The organism is Archangium sp., assembly GCF_045802675.1.
GTDB lineage: Bacteria > Myxococcota > Myxococcia > Myxococcales > Myxococcaceae > Archangium.
Window position 1 is genome coordinate 125871 of the sequence record NZ_JBJMQO010000047.1, and the last position, 20913, is coordinate 146783.

The 20913-nt window shown below is 72.5% G+C and carries 17 protein-coding genes; 7 read left to right on the top strand and 10 right to left on the bottom strand.

Going from position 1 to position 20913, the window contains the following annotated elements; genetic code table 11:
* Positions 1-18: 18 nt before the first annotated feature.
* From ACJ8AN_RS14780 to ACJ8AN_RS14795, 4 genes are all read right to left on the bottom strand, one after another.
* On the bottom strand, positions 19-3804 hold the full coding sequence (locus ACJ8AN_RS14780; protein ID WP_407755984.1) for an AAA family ATPase: 3786 nt from the start codon (positions 3802-3804) through the stop codon (positions 19-21).
* The gene (locus ACJ8AN_RS14785; RefSeq protein ID WP_407755985.1) at positions 3801-5045 is read right to left on the bottom strand and encodes an exonuclease SbcCD subunit D C-terminal domain-containing protein; all 1245 of its coding nucleotides are present in this window, start codon (positions 5043-5045) and stop codon (positions 3801-3803) included. Before ACJ8AN_RS14785 ends, ACJ8AN_RS14780 begins: the two co-directional genes overlap by 4 nt.
* Before the next feature lie 364 nt (positions 5046-5409).
* Positions 5410-6201 carry a PhzF family phenazine biosynthesis protein gene (locus ACJ8AN_RS14790; RefSeq protein ID WP_407755986.1) on the bottom strand — a complete coding sequence of 264 codons (792 nt, stop codon included), beginning with the start codon at positions 6199-6201 and terminating at the stop codon, positions 5410-5412.
* A 55-nt stretch (positions 6202-6256) separates the two neighbouring features.
* The gene (locus ACJ8AN_RS14795) at positions 6257-7054 is read right to left on the bottom strand and encodes an SDR family NAD(P)-dependent oxidoreductase (RefSeq protein WP_407755987.1); all 798 of its coding nucleotides are present in this window, start codon (positions 7052-7054) and stop codon (positions 6257-6259) included.
* A 328-nt stretch (positions 7055-7382) separates the two neighbouring features.
* On the opposite strand from ACJ8AN_RS14795, the gene ACJ8AN_RS14800 reads away from it, so the two are divergent.
* The gene (locus tag ACJ8AN_RS14800) at positions 7383-8084 is read left to right on the top strand and encodes a YqiA/YcfP family alpha/beta fold hydrolase (protein WP_407755988.1); all 702 of its coding nucleotides are present in this window, start codon (positions 7383-7385) and stop codon (positions 8082-8084) included.
* A gap of 8 nt (positions 8085-8092) precedes the next feature.
* Here the strand turns inward: ACJ8AN_RS14800 and ACJ8AN_RS14805 are convergent, their stop codons facing one another.
* From ACJ8AN_RS14805 to ACJ8AN_RS14825, 5 genes are all read right to left on the bottom strand, one after another.
* A complete protein-coding gene (locus ACJ8AN_RS14805) occupies positions 8093-10027 on the bottom strand; it encodes a hypothetical protein (RefSeq protein WP_407755989.1) in 1935 nt (644 codons plus the stop codon).
* Positions 10028-11110: a PilW family protein gene (locus ACJ8AN_RS14810; RefSeq protein ID WP_407755990.1), complete on the bottom strand. Its 1083-nt coding sequence runs from the start codon at positions 11108-11110 to the stop codon at positions 10028-10030.
* On the bottom strand, positions 11107-11517 hold the full coding sequence (locus tag ACJ8AN_RS14815; RefSeq protein ID WP_407755991.1) for a hypothetical protein: 411 nt from the start codon (positions 11515-11517) through the stop codon (positions 11107-11109). The genes ACJ8AN_RS14810 and ACJ8AN_RS14815 overlap by 4 nt, the downstream gene beginning before the upstream one ends.
* Positions 11514-12065, bottom strand: coding sequence for a Tfp pilus assembly protein FimT/FimU (locus tag ACJ8AN_RS14820; RefSeq protein ID WP_407755992.1), 552 nt, complete (start codon positions 12063-12065; stop codon positions 11514-11516). Before ACJ8AN_RS14820 ends, ACJ8AN_RS14815 begins: the two co-directional genes overlap by 4 nt.
* Before the next feature lie 73 nt (positions 12066-12138).
* A complete protein-coding gene (locus tag ACJ8AN_RS14825; protein ID WP_407755993.1) occupies positions 12139-12864 on the bottom strand; it encodes a TetR/AcrR family transcriptional regulator C-terminal domain-containing protein in 726 nt (241 codons plus the stop codon).
* 236 nt (positions 12865-13100) lie between these two features.
* Here ACJ8AN_RS14825 and ACJ8AN_RS14830 point away from each other — a divergent pair, with 236 nt between their 5' ends.
* The 5 genes from ACJ8AN_RS14830 (at position 13101) to ACJ8AN_RS14850 (ending at position 18610) form a co-directional block, all read left to right on the top strand.
* Positions 13101-15002: a metallophosphoesterase gene (locus ACJ8AN_RS14830; RefSeq protein WP_407755994.1), complete on the top strand. Its 1902-nt coding sequence runs from the start codon at positions 13101-13103 to the stop codon at positions 15000-15002.
* Positions 15003-15072: 70 nt separating this feature from the next.
* Positions 15073-16101: an alpha/beta hydrolase family protein gene (locus ACJ8AN_RS14835; RefSeq protein WP_407755995.1), complete on the top strand. Its 1029-nt coding sequence runs from the start codon at positions 15073-15075 to the stop codon at positions 16099-16101.
* Positions 16102-16117: 16 nt separating this feature from the next.
* Positions 16118-16945 (top strand): methyltransferase domain-containing protein, encoded by an 828-nt coding sequence (locus ACJ8AN_RS14840; protein ID WP_407755996.1) that lies wholly within the window; start codon positions 16118-16120, stop codon positions 16943-16945.
* A gap of 84 nt (positions 16946-17029) precedes the next feature.
* Positions 17030-17494 carry a hypothetical protein gene (locus ACJ8AN_RS14845; protein ID WP_407755997.1) on the top strand — a complete coding sequence of 155 codons (465 nt, stop codon included), beginning with the start codon at positions 17030-17032 and terminating at the stop codon, positions 17492-17494.
* 15 nt (positions 17495-17509) lie between these two features.
* Positions 17510-18610, top strand: coding sequence for a hypothetical protein (locus tag ACJ8AN_RS14850; protein ID WP_407755998.1), 1101 nt, complete (start codon positions 17510-17512; stop codon positions 18608-18610).
* 18 nt (positions 18611-18628) lie between these two features.
* Here the strand turns inward: ACJ8AN_RS14850 and ACJ8AN_RS14855 are convergent, their stop codons facing one another.
* Entirely contained in the window at positions 18629-19408 is a 780-nt protein-coding gene (locus ACJ8AN_RS14855; RefSeq protein WP_407755999.1) for a hypothetical protein, read from the bottom strand.
* 131 nt (positions 19409-19539) lie between these two features.
* Between ACJ8AN_RS14855 and ACJ8AN_RS14860 the strand changes: the two genes are divergently transcribed.
* Positions 19540-20874, top strand: coding sequence for an effector-associated domain EAD1-containing protein (locus tag ACJ8AN_RS14860; protein WP_407756000.1), 1335 nt, complete (start codon positions 19540-19542; stop codon positions 20872-20874).
* Positions 20875-20913: the final 39 nt, after the last annotated feature.

Consider the following 20913-nt stretch of genomic DNA (forward strand, 5'->3'; position numbering starts at 1 on the left):
GGCGCCCTCCCCGGCGCCCTACCCCACCGAGGCCATGGGCCGTGCCTCGGAAGCCATGAGGCCGGGGAGCCCCGGCTCGCCCATGACGACGAGCCGGCTGCGCCCGGCGCCCTGCTTCACCACGCGCACCTGGGCGCCAATGCGCTCGGCGAGCCCGGACACGTGGGAGATGATGCCCACCTGCCGGCCGGTGGCCTGGAGCGCGTCGAGCGTGGCCAGGGCCATCTCCAGCGTCTCCGGGTCGAGCGTGCCGAAGCCCTCGTCGATGAAGAGCGTCTCCACCTGCGTCGTCTCCGAGGAGAGCGAGGCGAGCCCCAGCGCCAGCGCCAGCGACACGAGGAAGCCCTCCCCACCCGAGAGACTGGAGACGGCGCGCACCTCGTCGCCCATGTCCCGGTCCACCACCTGGAGGTCCAGGTCGTACCTGGGCACGCGCATGAGGCGGTAGCGCGGGGCCAGCTCCTCGAGGTGCGCGTTGGCGTAGTGCAGGAGCGCGTCCAGGGTGAGGCTCTGGGCGAACACCTTGAGCTTCCGGCCGTCATGCGAGCCGATGAGCTCGCTGAGCGTGCGCCACACGCCGCTGGCGCGCTGCTTCTCCTCCAGGAGCCGGGCCTGCTCGCCGTGGCGGCGGCGGGCCTCGTCGTCCTGCTCGAGCGTGGCCTTCACCCGGGCGACGGACTGACGCAGGGCCTCGGTGTCCGCGCGGGCCCGCGCGCACGCGGCCGCGGCCTCCGGCTCGGCGATGGACGGCAGGCCGGACGCCTCGTGCCGGGTGCGCTGGCCCTGGCGCTCCGTCAGCACCGTGAGGGCGGTGTCGTACGCCTGGCGCAGCTGCGCGAGCGCACGCTCCTCGGACTCGCACCAGGCGGCCCCCCGCGCGAGCAGGGCGCGCGCGGCCTCCAGTGTGAGGCGCCGCTCCGACAGCAACGCCGAGAGCGCCGCCTCGGCCTCGGCCCGGGCGGTGCTCACCGACTCATGGGCCCGCACCGCCGCCTCGGCATGCGCGAGGGCGGCGACGGCGGCCTGCTTCGCCTTCTCGGCCTCGGCCCGCACGGACTCGAAGGCCCGGGAGGACTCCTCCACCTCGCGAAGAAGGGCGGCACGCACCTCGGCGGTGGGACGGCCGCCGAGCACGGACGCGCGCGCGGCCTGCGTCTCGCGCAGCAGCGACTCCACCCGCGCCAGCTGCCGTGCACCGTCCTCGACGAGGGTGCGGCGCTCCGTGGCGAGGGCCTCGGCGGGAGCCCGCTTCGCCTGTGCGTGCGTCTCGCGGGCCTCCGCCTCGCGCCGCGCCAGCTCCCGGGCGCTCCACTCCGCCGCCTGCTTCGCGCAGCTCGCCCGGAAGCCCGCGGGGTTGGCGGACAGCGATTCCCGCCAGCGCGGCCAGTCCTTGAAGGGCGCCGCCAGCCCGGCCAGCACCTCCTCGCGGACGCGCGCGGCCTGGGCCACCTCGCGCTCGGCGGCGGCCTGGGCCTCGGCGTTCTGGCGCTGGGCCTCCTCCGCGTCACGCAGGGCCTTCTCCGTGGACGCCTGGCGCTCACGCGCGAGCGCCAGCGCGGCCCGGGCCTCCCTCGCCGCTCGGGCCAGCTTCTCCGCCGCCGCCTCCTCGGCCGCCAGCGCGGACAGGCGTGCCCTCGCCTCCGCGAGCTCCGCCTCCAGCCACGCCTCGAGGCCCTGGGCCTCCACGTCCTCCGGAGGCAGCGCGCCCGAGAGCCTCGCGCGGGACTGGCTCCAGGCCTCGCGCTGCTGGACGCGCCGCTTCGCCGCGGCCTCGCGCCGGGCCTCCGCCTGGGTGGCGCGCGGGCCCGCCGCCGCCGCACGCGCACTGGCCGAGGCCTCCGCGCGCGTCGCCTCCGTCAGCTCTCCTTCCAAAACCTCCACGCGCGCCTGCGCCTTCGTGGCGAGCCCCTCCAGCACGCCTCCCGGCTGGCGGTAGGGGTGCTCGGTGGCGCCGCAGAGCGGACAGGGCTGGCCCTCGCGCAGCTCCGCGCGGTGCTCCGCGAAGCCCAGCGTCGCCCGAGCCTCGGAGAGCGCCCGGCGAGCCTCCTTCAACGCGGCCTCGCGCTCGATGCGGCGCACCTTCGCGGACTCGGCCTCGGCCGCCGCAGATGCCTGCTCCGCCCGCGCCTTGCCCGCCTCCTCGGCGGCCTCCAGCTCCGCGCGCACCGCCTCGCTCGCGCCCTTGCGCGCTTCCGTCAACGCGCGCAGCCCTTCCTGACGGGACAGCAGCGACTCACGCCGCGTCCGCCGCTCCGCCCCCGCGTCCTCGCCCAGCACGGCCTCCGCGGTGGCCACGGCGGCCTCCGCCGCCTCCACGGACTCTCCGGCCTTGTGGCGCTCCTCTCGCCGGCGCTCCACGTCCGCGCCCAACGCGCCGGCCCGCGTCCGCACCTTCCCGAGCCCTTCGCGCGCCTGGGACTCCTCCTGCGCGGCCCGGCCGTAGCGGGTGAGCTCCGCGTCCCACCGGGGCCACTCGCGGGCCAGCGCCTCCAGGAGCGCGTGCTCGCCGAGCCACGTCTGCGCCGCCTCCGCCTGCGCGCGAGCGGCCGCCGCCTCCTCCGCCACCCGGGCCACGTCCTCGCGGGCCTGCCGCTCGGCCGCGCGTGCCGCTTCCAGCTTCCGCGAGGCCTCCTGGGCACTGCCGCGCTCGCGCGCCAGCGTCGCGTCCAGCTCCACGGCCTTTTCCAGCTCCGGCCGTGCGGCCGCCTCCGCCTCCACCGCCGCGCTCCTGCGCGCCTCCCCCTTCGCCCGGGCCTCCTCGCGCACCTGCTCCGAGGCCCGCGCCTTCTCCACCTCCGCGCGCCGCGCCGCCAGCGCCTCTTGCGCCGCCGCCAGCCTCCGGGACTCCTCGTCCGCCCGGCTCAACGGCGCCCGCAGCTCCTCCGCCGCGCGCACCCGCTCCAGCTCCGCCGTCCGGGGCTCCGCGGCCTCCAGCGCCCGCGCCGCGCCCTGACGGGCCTGCTCCGCCTCCGCTTCCCCCGCCACCAGCCGCGCCCGCTCCGAGTACCAGAGGAGCGACTGCTCCGCCTTCGCCTGCGTCGCCTGGGCCTCCGCCAGCGCCGTCTCCTCGCGCGAGCGCTGCGCCTCCACCGCCGCGCGCTCCTCGTCCGGCAGCCGGGGAATGGCCGCCACGCCTCGCGCCAGCCCGTCCAGCTCCTCCTGCACCTCCTTGTGGCGCTGGTGCGCCGCCATGGACACGCGGCTGTACACCTCCGTCCCCGTCATCCGCTCCAGCAGCTCCGCGCGCTCGTTGGCGTCCGCGCGCAGGAAGGCGGCGAACTCGCCCTGCGCCAGCAGCGCCGAGCGGCGGAACTGGTCGAAGGACAGGCCCAGCCGCTCCTCAATCGCATTGAGGACCTCGGACTTGGTGCGCCCGAAAGACTGCTGGGCGGCCACGTCGGTGAGGCTCATCTCCTGCGCCTGGAAGCGGCCCTCGGCGCGGCCGCGCGCACGGCGCACGGACCAGCGCGCGCGGTAGCGCCGGCCATCCTTGCCCAGGAAGTCCACCTCGGCGAAGCCCTCGCCCGCCCCGCGCCGCAGCACGCCGCGCACGTCATTGGCCAGCAGCCGCGCTTCCACCTCTTCCTCGGCGCGGCCCACCGGCACGCCGCCGCGCTCGCCCAGCCGGGGCGTGCAATCGAAGAGGGCCAGGCACATGGCGTCCAGCAGCGTGCTCTTGCCCGCGCCCGTGGCGCCGGTGATGGCGAACAGCCCCAGCTTGTCGAGCGGCGGCTGGTCCAGCTCCAGGGCGAAGTCGTTCGCGAAGCTCGTCAGGTTGCGGCCGCGAATGGCGAGGATTCTCACGACGCGTCCTCCTGCACCTGGGTCAGCAGCGAGTGGAAGGCCTCGAGCAGCACCGGCTCGGGTGGCTCGGAGTAGTCGCGCGCGTAGCGGGCGCGGAAGACGTCCTCGGGCGTGCGCTCCTTGAGGGACAGGCCCGGCCGCTCCTCCGCGAGCGCGTTGCCGCTGCCCGTGTAGTGGGGGGTGAGCTTCACCAGCCGCGCGGCCTTGCCCTCGAGCGCGTCCTCCACCTGACGGCGCAGCGCGGGCTCGGGGCGCTCCAGTGAGACACGGACCTCCAGATAGGGACGCCGCCAGTCAGGCGTGCCCGGCTCCAGCGCGGGCAGCTCCGCCAGCTCGGCCAACACGGCCTTCAACTCGGCGGCGTCGCGCTTGGGCACGCGCTCCATCTCCACCCGGCGCGGCACGTGCAGCGGCCGCACGGAGGAGAGCTGCTCGCCCTCGAGCTCCACCAGCAGCACCTGGTGCGCGTAGGGGGCCTCGGAGAGCGACAGGGGCAGGGGCGAGCCGCTGTAGCGCACGCCCTCGCGCCCGCCCACGCGCTGCGCCTTGTGCAGGTGCCCGAGCGCCGCGTACGCCACGTCCTCGGGGAAGAGGTCCACCGGGAGGGCGTGCTGGTTGCCGCCGAGAATCTTGCGCTCGCTGAGCGCGGACAGCTCGGTGCCCACCATGTAGCAGTGGCCCATGGCGACGAGCGCCTGGCCCGGCTTGCGCTGGGAGCGCGCGGCCTCCAGCACCTCGGCGTACACGGAGCGCACGCCCGCGACGAGCTTGTCCCCCGCCTCCTCGGCGACGAGCGGCAGGTCCGCGGGCCGCAGGTACGGCACGGCCGCCACCCACGCCCCCACCTTGCCCTGGGCATTCTTGAGGGGCACAAGCAGGCGCTCGAGGTTCAGCGTGCCCTGGCTCTTGGGCAGCCCGCCCACCACGCGCACGTCGAGCGCGGAGAAGAGGGGGTCGGGCGCGTCCAGCCGCGCCGCCGAGTCATGGTTGCCGCCGATGACGACGACGTCCAGCTTGGGGCAGCGGCGCCGGGCTCGGGCGACGAACTGGTACCAGGCGGCCTGGGCCTCGGCGCTGGGGTTGGCGGTGTCGAAGATGTCGCCGGCCACCAGCAGCGCGTCCACCTTCTGGGCCTCGAGCGTGTCGAGCAGCCACTCGAGGAAGGCCGCGTGCTCGGCCTCGCGCGAGGTGTCGTACAGCGTATGCCCGAGGTGCCAGTCCGACGTGTGCAGCAGGCGCATCCGTGCGCTCCCCTCCTGTGTCCGTCACGAGCACGGGGAGTGGGTCTCCTCCTGCTCGCACGTTCAGGCGGCGCGCAGTGTGCCCGCTGGCGGGCGCGGCGCCAATCCCGGGAGCACACCTACATGGAGAACGCGTCGGTGGACGGGCGGAGGCGGGGCTGGCTGTAAAAAGTGCCGCGCGGGGGGCTCGCGGGCGGGAATTACCCGTTTCACTGCGCATCGATGCGCAGTGGATTTGCCCTTTTCACTGCGCATCGATGCGCAGTGGATTTGCCCTTTTCACTGCGCATCGATGCGCAGTGGATTTACCCAATCCACTCCTCATCGATGAGGACCGGATTGCCCCTGTCTCAGGAGGCGCACCTCAGACGGTGATGTAGCCCTCGAGGTACAGCACGGCCTGGCCGGCGATGCCCACGCGCTCGCCGCGGTCCTCGCACTGGAGCACGCCGCCGCGATGGGACACCTGGTGCGCCAGCAGCTGCTTCTTGCCCAGCTTCTGGGCCCAGTACGGCACCAGCGTGCAGTGCGCCGAGCCCGTCACGGGGTCTTCCGGCACGCCCACCCGCGGCGCGAAGAAGCGCGAGACGAAGTCCGCCTCCGAGCCCCGCGCCGTCGCCGTCACCGCGAAGAGCTCCAGCTGGGCCAGCTTCATCATGTCCGGGGCGAGCGCCCGCACCTGCTCCTCGGTGTCGAAGACGGCCAGCAGGTCGCGCGCGAGCAGCGTCTCGCTGGGCGTGGCCCCCAGGGCCTCCACCAGCCCCTCGGGCACCGCGCACGGCTCCGGCGGCCGCGAGGGGAAGTCCATCTCCATCCACTCCCCCTCCTGCTGCGTCACCACCAGCGGCCCCGAGCGCGAGTTGAACTGCGCCCGCTCCAGCCCCGGCGCCAGCCGCGTGAAGAGGATGTAGGCCGCCGCCAGCGTGGCATGACCGCACAGGTCCACCTCCTGCGTGGGGGTGAACCAGCGGATCTGCCAGCCGCGCACCTCGTCGCGCAGCACGAAGGCCGTCTCGGAGAGGTTGTTCTCCGCGGCAATCGCCTGCAGCACGTCGTCCGGCAGCCAGGCGTCGAGCGGGCACACCGCCGCGGGGTTGCCCCCGAAGACCTGGGAGGAGAAAGCATCGACCTGGTAGAGGCGCAGACGGGAGGACATGGGGTGACCTTTTCTTACCTCAACCCGAGGAGTCGTGCGAAGCCAGCCCGGTGCCTCACTTGGTGGACTGCGTGAGGGCGCTGGCGAACTGCATGGCGTAGTTCACCTCCAGGCCTCCATCCACCACCAGCGTCTGCCCGTTCACGTACGAGGAGCCCTCGGAGCACAGCCACTCAATGGACTTGGCGATCTCATCCGCGCTGGCCACGTAGCCCACCGGCACGCTGTCCTTCACCTTGGTCTCGAGCGCCTCCCAGGCCTCGCCCATGTAGAAGCGGCTGGAGTCGGTGTCGATGTAGCCCGGGTTCACCGCGTTGACGCGGATGCCGCTGGAGGCCAGCTCCGCCGCCAGGTACTTCACCAGAATCTCCATGGCGCCCTTCATCGCGCCGAGGAAACCGTGGAAGGGCAGCGGCATGCGCGAGTCCATGCCGGACACCATCACGATGCGGCCCTTGCGGCCCTCCATCAGCGGCACGGCGCGCTGGGCGCCCAGGAGGAAGCTCTTCACCGTGACGTTGAACGTCTTGTCCATCTGGTGCAGCTTCATCTGCATCAGCGGGGTGAAGGCGGTGGAGGCGGCGTTGGCCACGAAGACGTCCAGCCCGCCGAACTCCTGCTGCACCAGGTCGAAGGCGGCATGGAGGCTGGCCGGCTCCAGCTGGTCCGCGATGACGGTGCGGCAGCGGCGGCCGAGCGCCTCCACCTCCCGGCAGAGCGACCCGGCCGCCTCGGCGTCGCGCCGGTAGGTGCAGACGAGGTCGTAGCCCGCCTTGGCGAGTCTCAGGGAGAGGGCGCGGCCCACGCCTCGCGAGCCGCCGGTGATGAGCGCCACGGGTGCATTCGTCGTCATAGGCGCCGGGGCATACCACGAGAGGGGTGTCCTGATTCGCGTCACCTGGCGGCGGTGGCGTCCCATTTCCGGACACGCCCATGCCCCGCGGGTTTCCAGAGGGAGTCCAGCCCGTTGGCGCTCCGGCTGCCAGGGGGCTTTACACTCCCGCCGCGCCCGCGTGTTCCACCTCGCCCGGGCCCACGACGCGGTGTGCCGGGAAGTCCGGGCACCTGGGCATTGGCACGGCCGATGCTGTGTCTCGCCGGTAGCCGACGCGGATTGGAGGGCTCCGGGTTTCCCACCAACCCGGGGCCCTCATCATTTCGGGCGGGTACAGTGCGCCGCCATGAGCGCCGCTCCCCTGCCCCCACCGGCCCCCACCGCGCCCCGCTGGCTCTACCTGCACGGCTTCGCCTCCGGGCCCCAGTCCGCCAAGGGCGTGGCGCTCGCCGGGCACTACGCGCGCCAGGGCATCCACCTGGAGCGGTTGAACCTGCGCCAGCCCTCGCTCGAGCACCTGAGCCTGAGCGCGATGATGCGCACGGTGCGCGCGGCCATCGGCGGCGAGCACGACAGGGCCATCGTCTTCGGCTCGAGCCTGGGCGGGCTGACGGCCTGCCGCGTGGCGGAGGAGGACGCGCGGGTGTGCGCGCTGGTGCTGCTGGCGCCCGCCCTGCGCGCCCCGGAGCAGCTGCGGCGCACCGTGGGCGAGGAGGGCCTGCGCCGCTGGCGGGAGACGGGCTGGCTGGAGACGCAGGACTACGCGGAGAAGCGCAAGACGCGCGTGCACTTCGGCCTCATCCACGACCTCGACACCGTGGACGCGCGCTCGGGCGGCTGGCCGGACGTGCGCGTGCCCACGCTGCTCCTCCACGGGCGCCAGGACACCACCACGGACATCCGCTACTCGCGCGAGTGGGCCCGCGGCAGGCGCCACGTGCGCCTCGTCGAGGTGGACGACGGCCACGAGCTGGTGGCCTCGCTCGAGCGCATCGCCGCCGAGGCGGATGACTTCCTGCGGCCCTTCCTCGGCCCGCCAGCGCCGTAGCGCACGCGCTACAGCGAGGACTCGCTCCAGCTGAGCACCGCCGCGCCGCTGGAGCCGGAGATGGGCGGCAGGGCGGGCACGGAGATGGTGGAGTTACCCGCCGTCTCGATGGCCTTGCCCGACACCGTGCTCGAGCAGGTGCCCGCGTTCTGCACCACGAGCTGCCCCTGCAGGTGCGTGTTGGAGCCCATGGAGAACTGCTCGTACACCATGATGGCGGCGCTGGGGCAGTTGGCCGGCAGCGCCGAGGGGTCCCCGCAGGTGAGCAGCTTGGTGTTGCCGTTGCCGAGCAGCAAATCCCTCCCGGCCAGCAGCGACACGTCCCGGTGGGCGGGCTTCAGGGAGAGCACCGTGCCGTTGTCCAGGGAGATATCGCCGGTGGCCAGGAGGGTGACGGCCCCCTGCGCGGGCTGCGCGCCCACGGCGGTGAAGCCGGGCGTGTCGGACTTGAAGGTGAGGTTGCCATCCACCAGCCAGACACCGTGGGGAATGGGAGCCCGGGTGGGCGAGGTGTCGGGCAGGTAGGAGACGGAGCCGCCCGTGCGGTAGTTGCGCCTGTACCGGTTGTCGCCCACATCCGGGTAGAGCGTGGAGGTATCGTCACACAAGCTCGTGGGGGTGGCCGCGGCGGTCGCGTTCACCTTCCAGACGACGGGCGCCGAGGCGCACACCGCGCCCAGGTCGGGAGGATTCAGCGCATCCAGCGTGGCGTCGTCCTTGATGCGCACCTTGTCCCCAGGACTCGAGCAGGACGTGTTGCCGTTGTAGACGAGCTTCCAGCAGAGGGCGGGAACGGAGAGGGGCTCGCCCGGGTAGGGAATGCGGGCGAAGGCCTGCGGGTTGGAGCACCCCGCGGTGGAATAGTTCCACATGTAGACCTGGGCCTTATCCGAGCTGCCTCCCCCGAGGTACTTGTCCGCGCGCAGGTAGTAGAAGGGCATGCACGGAGCGGCCGTGCAGGCCGGGGGCGCGTTGAGCTTGCTCCACACCTCGACCCGGGGCGGCGGGGGGACGGCGACGCCCGGGATGCAGGAGCCTCCCCCGCCTCCGAAGTCGGCGCTGCAGGTGGAGGTGGAGGTCTGCACGGTGCAGGCATTGCCATTGCCGCAGGACTGGTCGGCGGGGCCGCCATGGCAGTTCTTGCCGCACACGCAGCCGTCGTCGAAGCCGCCGTTGCTGACGGAGACGTTGGCGTAGGCGCCGCACACGTGCGAGGCGCCCTTCAGCTCGATGCTGCCCCCGGTGATGAGGCCCGCGGCGGGAGGGCTGCCCAGGCGCGCCCGCAGCACCTTGCGCGCCTGCGCCCGCGTCACGTCCGTGCCCGGCGCGATGCCCACCACGGTGACGACCACCGTGCGGTCCCGGTCCCTCAGCGGATTGCTCCTCGCCGGGCGCGTGAGCATGACGGGCCCCTCCCGGCAGTCGAGCGCTCCCGCGATGTTGTTGTCGGTGGTGCTCCGGAAGACGGGGCCGTCCGCGTCGTCGTCGTTGTCGTCGATGCGCACCAGGTACGCGCCCTCGGGCGTGCCGTCCCCGTCGGCGTCATAGGGGAAGCGCATGAAGGGGCGGTCCGCTCCCGAGAGGTCCACCTTCGTCCCCCCGGCGAGCGTGGGGAGGTTGTCATCCGCCATGCCCGCGGCGGAGTCGAACTGCGGCAGCGTCACGCAGTTGCTGTTCAGCAGGGGGTCCAACGCCTTGTCCAGGTCCGCCTCGTTGTCGAGGATGGAGCTCACGTAGCCGCGGGCCCGGTCGAGCCCGTACTCGGCGGCGGACAGGGCGAGGGACTCGTGGCGCACCAGGATGGCACTGCGCCGCTCGTCCTCACCCCGCTGCAGCGCCATGCCCACCACCAGGGTGAGCGCGGCCAGGACCACGAGGATGGCCAGCAGGGTGAAGCCCGCGGGCCCGCGCCCGGCCCGGCCCGAATGCAGGGAGGAGTCCATTTATTGCCTCAAGGTGATGGAGCCGTAGGCCACGTGGCTGAGCGGCTTGCCGCTGCTCTGGTAGCGCTGGAGCTCGAGCCGGATGACCACCCGGTAGATGTCCTTCAGGGCCGTGGCGGCCACAGGGGTAGCCAGCTTGGTGCCATCGGCCTTCCAGTACGTGAAGGTCGCCGAGACCGGGGTGCCCCCCGCGCGGGCCAGCGGCTCCCAGGCGGTGCCGTCGCTGGTGCAGGGCGTGCTCAGCGGCAGGGTGGCGGGCGTGCCCGAGCCCACGCCCACCGAGCCCCAGCACTGCTTGCGCTCCCACTGGCCCGCGTTGAGCTGGAAGAAGACGCGGTCCGGCGTGGAGACGAAGCCCTGGTTGGGGCCGTTGGCGAAGAGCTCCGGGGGCACGTCATCGGTGAGCTGGAGCGCGAACCGGCCGCTGCTCGTGTTCTGCGCGTAGACGCCGGAGGAGGAGAGCTGCCGCTCCACCCACCGCCCCAGGGCATCCGCCACGATGAGGTACTCCTCCTTCTGGTAGCGGTTGAGACTCCAGGGGCACGTCCGGGCCTCGTCCGGTTTGGTCGCGCAGTTGCTCGCGCTGTTCGTGGTGGCGTAGTCGAAGGCCTGGCTCGCGGTGTCGGTGGTGCAGAACGAGGAGCCCGCCACCACGTCGCAGCTGCCGTTGAGCTCGTTGAGCACCGCCAGCCCCCGGGTGGGGAGCGTGGAGCCCTGCTGGCCCGCGGGCTGGGAGTAGCCGTTGAGGGTCGCGTTGGGCCGGGCCAGGTCCGCGATGAAGCCAATCCGGTGGTCCTCCGCCACCAGGAGGCTGGCGGGAAAGACATTGCCAACGCCCGTGCCCGTGCCCACCCGCACACCCCGGGGACGGCCGAGCCCCGCCTGCCGCAGCTCCGTGGTGAGCTGCCCCATCACCAGCGCGGCGCTGCGCTTCAGCTCCGCCATCTTCCGCTGCTTCTGCTGCGCGCTGAGGCCCTGGATGAACAGGGCCAGCGCGGCCGACAGCATGATGAGGGCCACCACGCCCGTCACCAGCAGCTCGATGAGCGTGAAGCCACGCCGCGCGTGTACCCGCCTGCTCACTTCAGCACCGCCAGGGACTGGGCGCGCTGGGCGAAGGTGATGGTCACCCGGGCGCGCTTGTAGTTCACCGTCAACGGGGAGCCGCCCACCGTGAAGGTGTCCGGCTGCGCCGTCACGACGATGGAACAGACCCACTCGACAGGCCATTCAGCCGGCGTCTCCAGCGGGATGCAGGCCTTGGTGCCGACGGCCCATCTGGCGTCGGTGGTGGGCAGGGCGCGCAGCCGCTCCGTCTGGTCCACCAGGGCATTCTGGATGCGCTGCTCCACCACCGCCCGCGTCACCTGCCCGCTCGCCGCGGACAGCCCTCCCAGCACGCTGGCGAGCGCCATCATCAGCACCGCCCCTCCCACCATGGCCTCGACGAGCGCATAGCCCCGCGCCTCTCTCCGCTTCAGGCCACTCATGGACAGTCCTCCAAGGGAATCTCGCTCACGCACACCGGGCCCTGCGCCATCACCCGGATGGCCAGCTCCGGGCCCGTACCGGGCATCACCCGCAGCTCGGTGGTGCCGCCCGTGGGCCGGCTGTTCGGCCGCCACTCCGGCACGCTCTGCCCGGCCTGCACCCGGACGCGAATCCGCCCCGGCATCCGCACCCACTCGACGAGCTCGAGCTCACCGGCCGCCTCCGCCGTGGGGACGGACAGCTCACAGTCCACCGTCGTGCGGCGCACCAGGCGCAGCCGGTCTCCCGGGTCCCCGACATTCGTCACCCGGAAGGGCGTGCCGGAGGCGTCCGCCGACCAGACCTCGAGCCGGTGACACCGCCCCGTCTCGCGCGCCGACTGTTGGGCCCGCGCCGCCGCCGAGGCGACCAGCTCCGCCGCCTGCCTCCGGTTGTACCTGTCCCGCAACGGCCCGAGCGCCGCCACGGACAGCGCCGTGAGCAGCCCGAGAACTCCCACGGTGACCATCAGCTCCACCAAGGTGAAGCCGTGCAACCTGTGCTTCATGGGCCCACACTGTATCTCTTTTTCAGAAAGAGCGAGAATTGCTGGGCCCTAAAGTGGGTAGGAGCGTGCGGACCTACCCCGGGAAACGGGCGCGCAGGCCGTCGAGGAGGCAGTCGAGGCCGAGCTCGAACTGGGCGTCGGTGGCGGTGGAGACGAGCTGGGGCACCACGGAGAGCACGAGGGGGAAGCGCTCCGGGGGCAGGGCCATCAGCCGGGCGCGCCGCTCGTTGCGGCCCTCCTCGCCCAGGGTGGCCACTTCCTGGAGCCGGGGGGCCTCGTAGAGGACGAAACCCAGGGTGTGCGTCAGCAGCGCCACCCACAGGCGCACCGCCTGCTCTCCGGTGATGCCGGCGCGGCGCAGCACGTCCAGCTGCACCTCGAAGCGCTCGAGCGCCGGGCGGCTGGAGAGCAGCTGGAGGGCGAAGAGGTGGGCCATGCTCGGGTGGGCGCGCAGCGTGCGCCGCAGGGCCACGAACCAGGCGCGCAGCTGGGCCTCCCAGCCGGCCGCGTCCGTCACCGGCGGCAGCCCGCGCAGCACGTACTCCGCCAGGCCCTCCAGCAGGTTCTCCTTGTCGCTCACGTAGCCGTAGAGCGTCATCACCCCCACGTCCAGCTCCGAGGCCAGCCGCCGCATCGTCAGCGCCTCCAGGCCCTCGGAGTCCACCAGCCGCAGCGCCGTCTCGCACAGCTGCTCGAGCGTGAGCGGTGCCCGGACGCGCTCCTCGCGCACCACCCGCTTCACCCGCGCCCCCGCCCGGGCCCTCGTCTTCGTCCGCGTCTTCGCCTTCGTCCTGGACATGCCGTGCTCCCCGGGCTGCCGACGGCCCCTTCCGTACGCCGTACGGTACCCACTCCGTACACCGTACGGCAATGGCGCGGCCCCCCGGACGGCGCGGCCTGGGGGGCCACCCCGTCCGGCGCTCTCCCGCCCGGACGGACAGCGAGCGGGAAGGACGGCAAGCCAGCAGCCGGGCACACGGCGGCCCGGGGGCCTTCGGGAAATGGAGGTCCAGCCCTCCCGTTGGGGCCCCCACGATGCGTACTCGAAACCGATTGCTCTCCTCCTCGTGTCTGCTGGGTGTCCTGCTCGCCACGGCGTGCGAAGCCCCCTCCTCTGCCCCGCCCGCGGCGGCTCCCCCCGAGCATCCCCCGGCGGAGGCACCTCGGACCGACACGCCCGCCCAGACGGCGTCCCCCCTCACCGTGAGCAACTGCCGCATGCTCACCACCGCCGCCACGAGCGCCAGCGGTGACGACGGCGCCGGCGGCGTGGCCGCCAACACCCAGGACGACGACCTGGTCACGCGCTGGAGCGGCCCCGGCAAGGGCGCCTGGCTCACGCTCGACCTGGGCAGCTCGCAGCCGCTCGCGGGCGCCGCCATCGCCTGGCACCAGGGCAACCTGCGGCAGAGCCACTTCATCCTCTCCACCTCCGAGGACGGCACCACCTTCACCCAGGCGTACGCGGCCGACAGCGCGCTGACGACGGCGGCGCAGACGTACCGCTTCACCGCCACGCGCAAGGCGCGCTACCTGCGCGTCACCGTCAACGGCAACACCCTCAACGACTGGGCCTCCATCACCGAGGCGCGCGTCTGCGGCGAGGACACCACGCCCACGCCCTCGCCCTCGGTGCCCACCACGGACTCGGGCCCCGCGCTGCCGCGCCAGCCGTACCTGCAGAGCGTGGGCACCACCAGTGCGCTGGTGGCCTTCCGCACCAGCGCCTCCTGCTCGCCCCTGGTGCGCTATGGCGAGGGCGCGGACATTTCCCGCACGGCCACGGCCACGGCGGCCGGCTGGCAGCACGCGGTGAAGCTCACCGGGCTGCTGCCGGGCAAGACGTACAGCTACGTCGTCGAGGCGTGCGGCTCCGTCACCGGCGTGCGCGGCTTCCAGACGGCCACCGGCCCGGAGACGACGCGCGTGCACTTCACCGCCATGGGCGACTTCGGCACGGGCGGCTCGCTCCAGGCGCAGGTGCTCAACCTGCTCGGCCAGACGGGGCGCGCGGGCGAGTTGCTCCTCACACTCGGCGACAACGCCTACTCCTCCGGCACCGACGCCGAGTTCCAGAGCAACATGTTCAAGCCCATGGCGGCCCTGCTGCGCCGGGTGCCCCTCTTCCCCTCGCCGGGCAACCACGAGTACGTCACCAACAGCGGCCAGCCGTACGTGGACAACTTCTACCTGCCCGCCAACAACCCCTCCAGGAGCGAGCGCTACTACTCCTTCGACTGGGGCTCGGTGCACTTCGTCTCGCTCGACTCCAACTGCCCCTTCGGCTACTCGCTCCCGGACTGCTCGCTCTCGCTGGAGAAGACGTGGCTGGCGCAGGACCTGGCCGCCACCACGCGCCCCTGGAAGGTCGTCTTCTTCCACCACCCGCTCTGGAGCAGCGGCGAGCACGGCTCGAGCACTTCCATGCGCCGCGAGTTCGGCCCCCTCCTCGAGCAGTACGGGGTGGACCTCGTCCTCACCGGGCATGACCACAACTACGAGCGCTCCAAGGCGATGAAGGGTGATGCGGTGGCGGCCTCGGGCACGCGCGGCATCCCCTACCTGGTGGTGGGCAGCGGCGGCGCCACCCTGCGCCCCTTCCCCGGCGCGCAGCCGAGCTGGACCGCGTACCGCGACAACACGCACGTGGGCTACCTGGACGTGGTGGTGGACGGCGGCACGCTGGTGACGAAGTTCATCGACTCGGGCGGCACCGTGCGCGACACCCTCACGCTGACGAAGACGCTGCCGGCCGCGGCGCCCACCGCCCCCCGCGTCTCGGCGCAGTCCACGGACACCGCGCCCCAGGGCCCCACGTACGACCCCACCCGGCAGCCGGCCTTCCTGGGCCAGAAGCCGGCGGCGCCCGCGGACACCCTCGAGTCGGTGTCGGACGCGCCCGAGCCGGCGCACTCGCTCGCCCACGAGCAGCAATAGCCCGGTACTTCCGGTTGGAATGCCGCCCGGACGCGGCGAGGATGGGCGGCATTCCCCGGGAGTCTGAAGGATGAATCGCATGCACTGGCTGGACGCGCTCGCCGCGAGGTTCATGGTGGCGCGCCAGCCCCGCTTCTTCGAGGACGGCTGGGGCTCCCAGGCACTGCTGGAGAAGCTCACCCGAGGCCCCCAGGGCTTCGCCTTCCCCGAGCTGTCCGAGGTGGCCCTGCGCCCGCCCAGGCGCGAGGGGCACCTGCTCGTCCAGGAGGGCCACTTCCCCAGCCCCGCCGCCGTGGGCTCGCTGCCGGAGGCCTGCCGGGAGGCGCGCTTCCAGTTGCTGCTGCCCCACGACGCCGGCCCGCGCCCGCCGGTGTGCGTCTTCCTGGCCGCCTCGGGGGACGAGGGCTTCGGCCTGCGCCGCTTCATCGCGGGGGAGCTCGCCCGCTACGGCGTGGGCGCCATGCTGCTGGAGAATCCCTATTACGGCTCGCGCCGCCCGCCGGGGCAGAAGGGCGCGGCGGTGCGCACCGTGGTGGACCTGCTGCTCATGTTCCGCGCCACGGCGGTGGAGGCCACGGCGCTGCTCGGTTGGCTGCTGGCGCGCGGGCACCCCAAGGTGGGCCTCTCCGGCTACAGCATGGGGGGCAGCATCGCCGCCTACGCGGGCGCCCTGTTCCCGCTGCCCGCGGCCGTCATTCCGCTGGCCGCCTCGCCCTCCTCGGCGCCCGTCTTCACCGAGGGAGTGTTGTCCGCCGTACCCGACTGGGAGGTGCTGGGCCGCACCACCGGGGGCCCCGAGGCGGCGCGCCAGCGGCTCCACGAGCTGCTCTCCGCGGCGTCCACCACCGCGCTGCCGCCCCTGTCCAACCCGCGCCGGGCCATCCTCGTGGCCGCGCGCCGGGATGGCTTCGTCCCCTCCTCGGCCACGCTGCGCCTGCTGCAGCACTGGCGGGGCGCGGAGCTGCGTTATTTGCCCGGAGGACACCTCAGCGCCTTCCTGACTGGGCGGACGGCCATCATCCGTGCGATCCTCGATGCATTCTCGCGCGTGGAGGCCCTCGAGCTCCCTCCCGAGGAGCCGCACGCGGGGGACACCTGAACACCTGGGGGACAGCATGGGCACACGGCCGGCCTGGCATGACACCTGGTCCATCGTGGACGACACGGCGGACCCGGGCTTCTTCGTGCGCTTCCTGGAGCTGACGCGGGCGCCGCTGCTCAACGCCATGCACGCGGCCCCCGAGCGCTTCCGGCAGGCCCACCTCCTGGAGCCGGGCCTGCGGGTGCTGGACGTGGGCTGCGGCTCGGGCCATTTCACCCAGTGGTTCGCGGAGATGGTGGGCCCCGAGGGCCACGTGACGGGGCTCGACGCCAGCCAGGTGCTGCTGGACGAGGCGGGCCGGCGCGCCCGGGGGCTGGGGTTGCCGCTGGAGTACCTGCGGGGCGACGCGCACCAGCTGCCCTTCGCCAGCGGCACGTTCGACCGCTGCTACGCGAGCCTCGTGCTGGAGCACCTGGAGGAGCCCGCGCGCGCGCTCGCCGAGCTGGTGCGCGTCACGCGTCCGGGCGGGCACGTCATCGTCACCGCCAACGACTTCGAGGACCCGGAGCTGACGCAGCGGTTGGACCCCGTGAGCCGCCAGGTGCAGGAGGTGCTGCGGAGCACGTTCCGCAACGGCCTGCTGGCGAGGCGGCTGCCCGAGCTGTTCTTCAACTCGGCCGGGCTGCGGGGCGTGCGGGTGGAGGAGGTGCGCCAGGCCTTCGAGCACCTGAATCCAGTGGTGCGGGACATGATTCAGGGCTCGGTGGACCGGGCGGTGGCGGAGGGACGGGTGACGGCCGCCGAGGGGCGCGAGCACCTGGCGAACCTGGAGCGGCAGGACGCCGAGGGCCGCTTCCACATCGCCTGGCACACGCTGAAGGTGACGGGACAGAAGGTCTGACGCGGGCTGGCGGGTGCCGCACCGCCCGGCATACGCTCCGACTCCGAGTGACGGGCCCGACGGCCTGTGAAGCGAGGACTGCACATGGGCCGCTCCCGACTGCCGCTGATCGCCCTGCTGGGCACCGTGGGCTGCACGAAGCAGGACACCGCCAATCCGCACGACGCGACTCCCACGGATGACGCGTCGCCGTCGAGGCTGAAGGGCGGGCGGCTCAGCGCGGGCGATGAGTCGGCGAAGGGCTCCAGCATCCGCGCGCTCACCCCCGAGGAGCGGGCGAACCTCGTCACCCGTCCCAGCCCCGAGTCCGAGGCCACGGCGGCTCCGGCGGCTCCGGCGGCTCCGGCGGCTCCGGCGGCGGCCCCAACGGCCCCGGCAACCCCGTCCCCCGAGCCCTCCGGCGCGAGCACGTCCCCGGACCACACCGAGCAGCGCCGCCGGCTATTAAAGCGGCTCCACTACGGCAAGGGCAGCGGCATTCAGCGGACGGAGAGCCGCTTCATCCGCGGCGACGACGGCGGCACCCCGCCCCCGGCCACCAGGAACTAGCGAGCGCCCCACCCCATGTCGCCCCCGAGCCTCCCGGTGCGCGGAGCCACGCCCCTCCGAGTCGCCTACGACGTGGACGCCGCCACCGTCCTCACGCGCCACAACCCGCTCCACCCGTACGCGCCGGACGTCGAGCGGCTGAAGCAGAACTCGGACGCCTTCCCCATCGCCGAGGCGCTCACCCGCGCGGGCCACCCGGCCACGCCGCTGGCCCTGGGCCCGGAGGCGCTCGACTCCCTCCACGCCCTGGCCCGCGAGCGCCCACCGCTCGTCTTCAACCTGTGCGACACACTCGGCGGAGAGGGGGCTGCGGCGCTGCTGGTGCCCACGGTGCTCGACGCGCTGGGCGTGCCCTACACGGGCGCGGACGCGCGGGGCCTGGCGCTCACCAAGAGCAAACATGCCCTCAAGGCACTGCTGGCGAGCGAGGGCGTGCCCACGCCGCGCTTCCAGTGCATCCACGACGCGGCGGAGGCGGAGGGCTTCTCGCTGGAACTGGAGCCGCCGGTCGTCCTCAAGCCCTGCGGCGAGCACGCCTCCATCGGCCTGGAGGCGGCGAGCGTGGCGTGGAACGACACCGAGGTGCGGGCGAGGGCGCGGCACCTGCTCGGCCGCTTCGGAGGCCCGGTGCTGGTGGAGGAGTACGTGGGGGGCCGCGAATTCTACGTGTCGGTGGCGGGCTACCCGCTGCGCGCGCTGCCGGTGATGGAGCAGACCTTCGGGGACCTGCCCGAGGGCTACCTGCGGATGCGCACCTTCGACGCGAAGTGGTTCACCGAGCCGGGGCTGTCCGGAGACGCGCCGTTGCTCGAGAAGGACGCGCGGTGGCGGCAGCCGGTGCCCACGCGGCAGCCGGCCTCGCGGTGGCGCCGGAGCGAGTCGGTGGAGGAGCTGTGCGTGAGGGCCTTCCGGCTCGCGGGAGGGAGGGACTGGGGCCGGGTGGAGTTCCGGGTGGACGCGAGCGGGGTGCCGCTGCTCATCGACGTCACGCCCAATTCCTACCTGGCCCCGAGCGCCCCGTGCGTGCTGGCCGCGAGGGAGGCGGGCCTGTCCTACGAGGCCTTCCTCACCCTCATCGCCGGGGGCGCGTTGGAGCGGGCGGCCGCGGGAGACTGAAGCGGGACGGAGCGCCGCTCAGGGCTGGCCGCCCTGCGCCTGCCCCCGCCAGCCCCCGGGTCCGCCTCCGCCGCCACGGAACTCGCGCATCTCCTCGCGCCGCATCTCCTCGTACTTCGCCTGCTGCGACTCATCGAGCACGGACTTCACAGACTGGTCCGTCTGCTCGCGCAGCTGGCGGACCTCCTGGCGGACGTCCCGGGGCGACTTCTCGCCGGCCCGCACCGCGTCCATGAGGGCCTGGCGCTGGGTGTCCTCGTTCTGCATCCGCCGCGAGAGCTCCTGCTCCTGGCTGTAGCTCAGCTTCGCGTCGGAGACGAACTGGCGCATGCGCTCGGTGCGCGCCGCCTGCACCTGGGCCTGCACCTGTTGGAACTGCTGCATCCGGGCATCACGCTGCTCGCCGCGCATGTCCTCCTGCACCGAGCGCACCATCTCCTTGAGGTACTGGCGCCCGCCCTCGGAGTTGAGCGCCTCGCCTGCCACCAGGCCGCGCACCTCCGAGCGGAGCTGCTCCACCTCGGCGGACAGGCCCGGGGCCACGGCCACCACGCCGCCATCCGAGGTCACCACGGGCCGCTGCTCCAGCAGCATCATCCGCTTGGACAGGCTCAGCGAGGTGTCCTCGAGGTTCTTCACCCGCCGTTCGAGCTCCTTCAACTCCAGTGAAGACGAGGCGGTAGGAGGCTCGGAGGGCGGGGAGGCGGGAGCCACCGTCTCACCGCGAGGGCCCCAGAGGGCCACGGAGAGAGCCAGGAGGGACAAGCCGAGGGAGGCGGGGCCGAGGAAGCGGTTCATGGTGTCGTCCCAGACGGAGGGAGGGGAAAGTCTATTCGCTGGCCCGGAAATCCGGCTACCAGCCCGTACCCTCAACAGAGCCCATTCCGCCTGTACTTATCGCGGTTGAAGCGGCATAGACGTCAGTGCCCATGATGCTCGATATCCTCCTCATCTGCGCCCTGAAGGATGAGTACGACCAGGTCCTGGCGGTCACTGATGGCCTTCTCGGCCCGGGGTGGGTGGAGAGCGTGGGCCCCAAGGGTTGGATCGTGGCCGATGCTAGCTTCGCAACCTCAACCGGGCCCTCCTTGAGCATTCGAACCACGTGGGCGAGCCACATGGGGCGGGAGCGGGCTCAGGCCGTCACGAGCATGCTCATCCAGGAGCAGCCCGCACGCTGCATCGCCATGAGTGGAATCTGCGCCGGACGCCGGGGCAAAGTGGTGCTCGGAGACGTGATCTTCGCTGATCGGCTGTGGTCATACGACGCAGGAAAGCTGATCGTGGAAGACGGTATGCAGCGCTTCCAGGGGGACATGTTCCCCTATCGCCCGCGGCCCACCACCTGGGTGCAGCGCATGCAGCAGGTCTCCATTCCGGCAACAGCCTCGTGGCTCGCCCAGCGGCCCTTGCTACCGCTGGAGCACCAGGAGGATTGGGCCCTGCTGCGGCTCCTGGCCGGCGAGGATCCTCGCCGCAGTGCCGACTTTGACGCGGCGTGTCCAGATTGGAGCGTCGTCCTTCCGCGTCTGTGGAAGCGCAAGTGGCTGGACAAGCCCCTCACCCTCACCGAGACCGGTCGGGCGTATGCTGCTGAGCAGGAACTGCTCTACCCCCGCGGGCTCCCTCCTCCAAGCGCCTTCCAGGTACACGTCGCTCCCATCGCCACGGGCCCTTCCGTCACCGAGGATGCAGGCATTTTCCCGCGCCTCGCCGACTCCATGCGCACCGTACTGGGGGTAGAGATGGAAGCCAGCGCCCTGGGGGCCTTGGGAGAACTCCTCGATGTGCCGGTGGTGGTGGCCAAAGGAGTCTCGGACTACGGCGACACCTTCAAGGACGATCGCTACCGCCATTTCGCCGCGCGAGCATCAGCCGAGTGCCTGATCACCCTGCTGCGCAACTCGGCCGATCTGCTCCCTGGCCGGAATGCGGCGACTTCGACAGAGCCCAAGGAAGTCCGTGGGGAACCCGACGCACCTCCTCCCCGGGCGAACCGGCCCGGCATTGAGCTGCCCCGTGACCTGATCCTCCTGCTCGCCGAGGAGTACCCAGATGTGAAGGATGCTCGTGCCCTCTGGGGGCGCGCCGGCGGCAAGGCGAGTGAAGTGGAGAACATCTCGCGGCCGCAGGATTTGTGGCAGCGGCTCTGGATGCGGAGCACGCAAGGGGCTTCGGTTCGTCCCGAGGCACTGCTACGAGCGGCCCTGGAGGACCTTCCCGGTAACACGGTGCTCCTGCGCTACATCAAGATGCTCGGGTAGTCGGCCTGTTCAAACGCGGTGCTGCGGAACTCCGCCTCC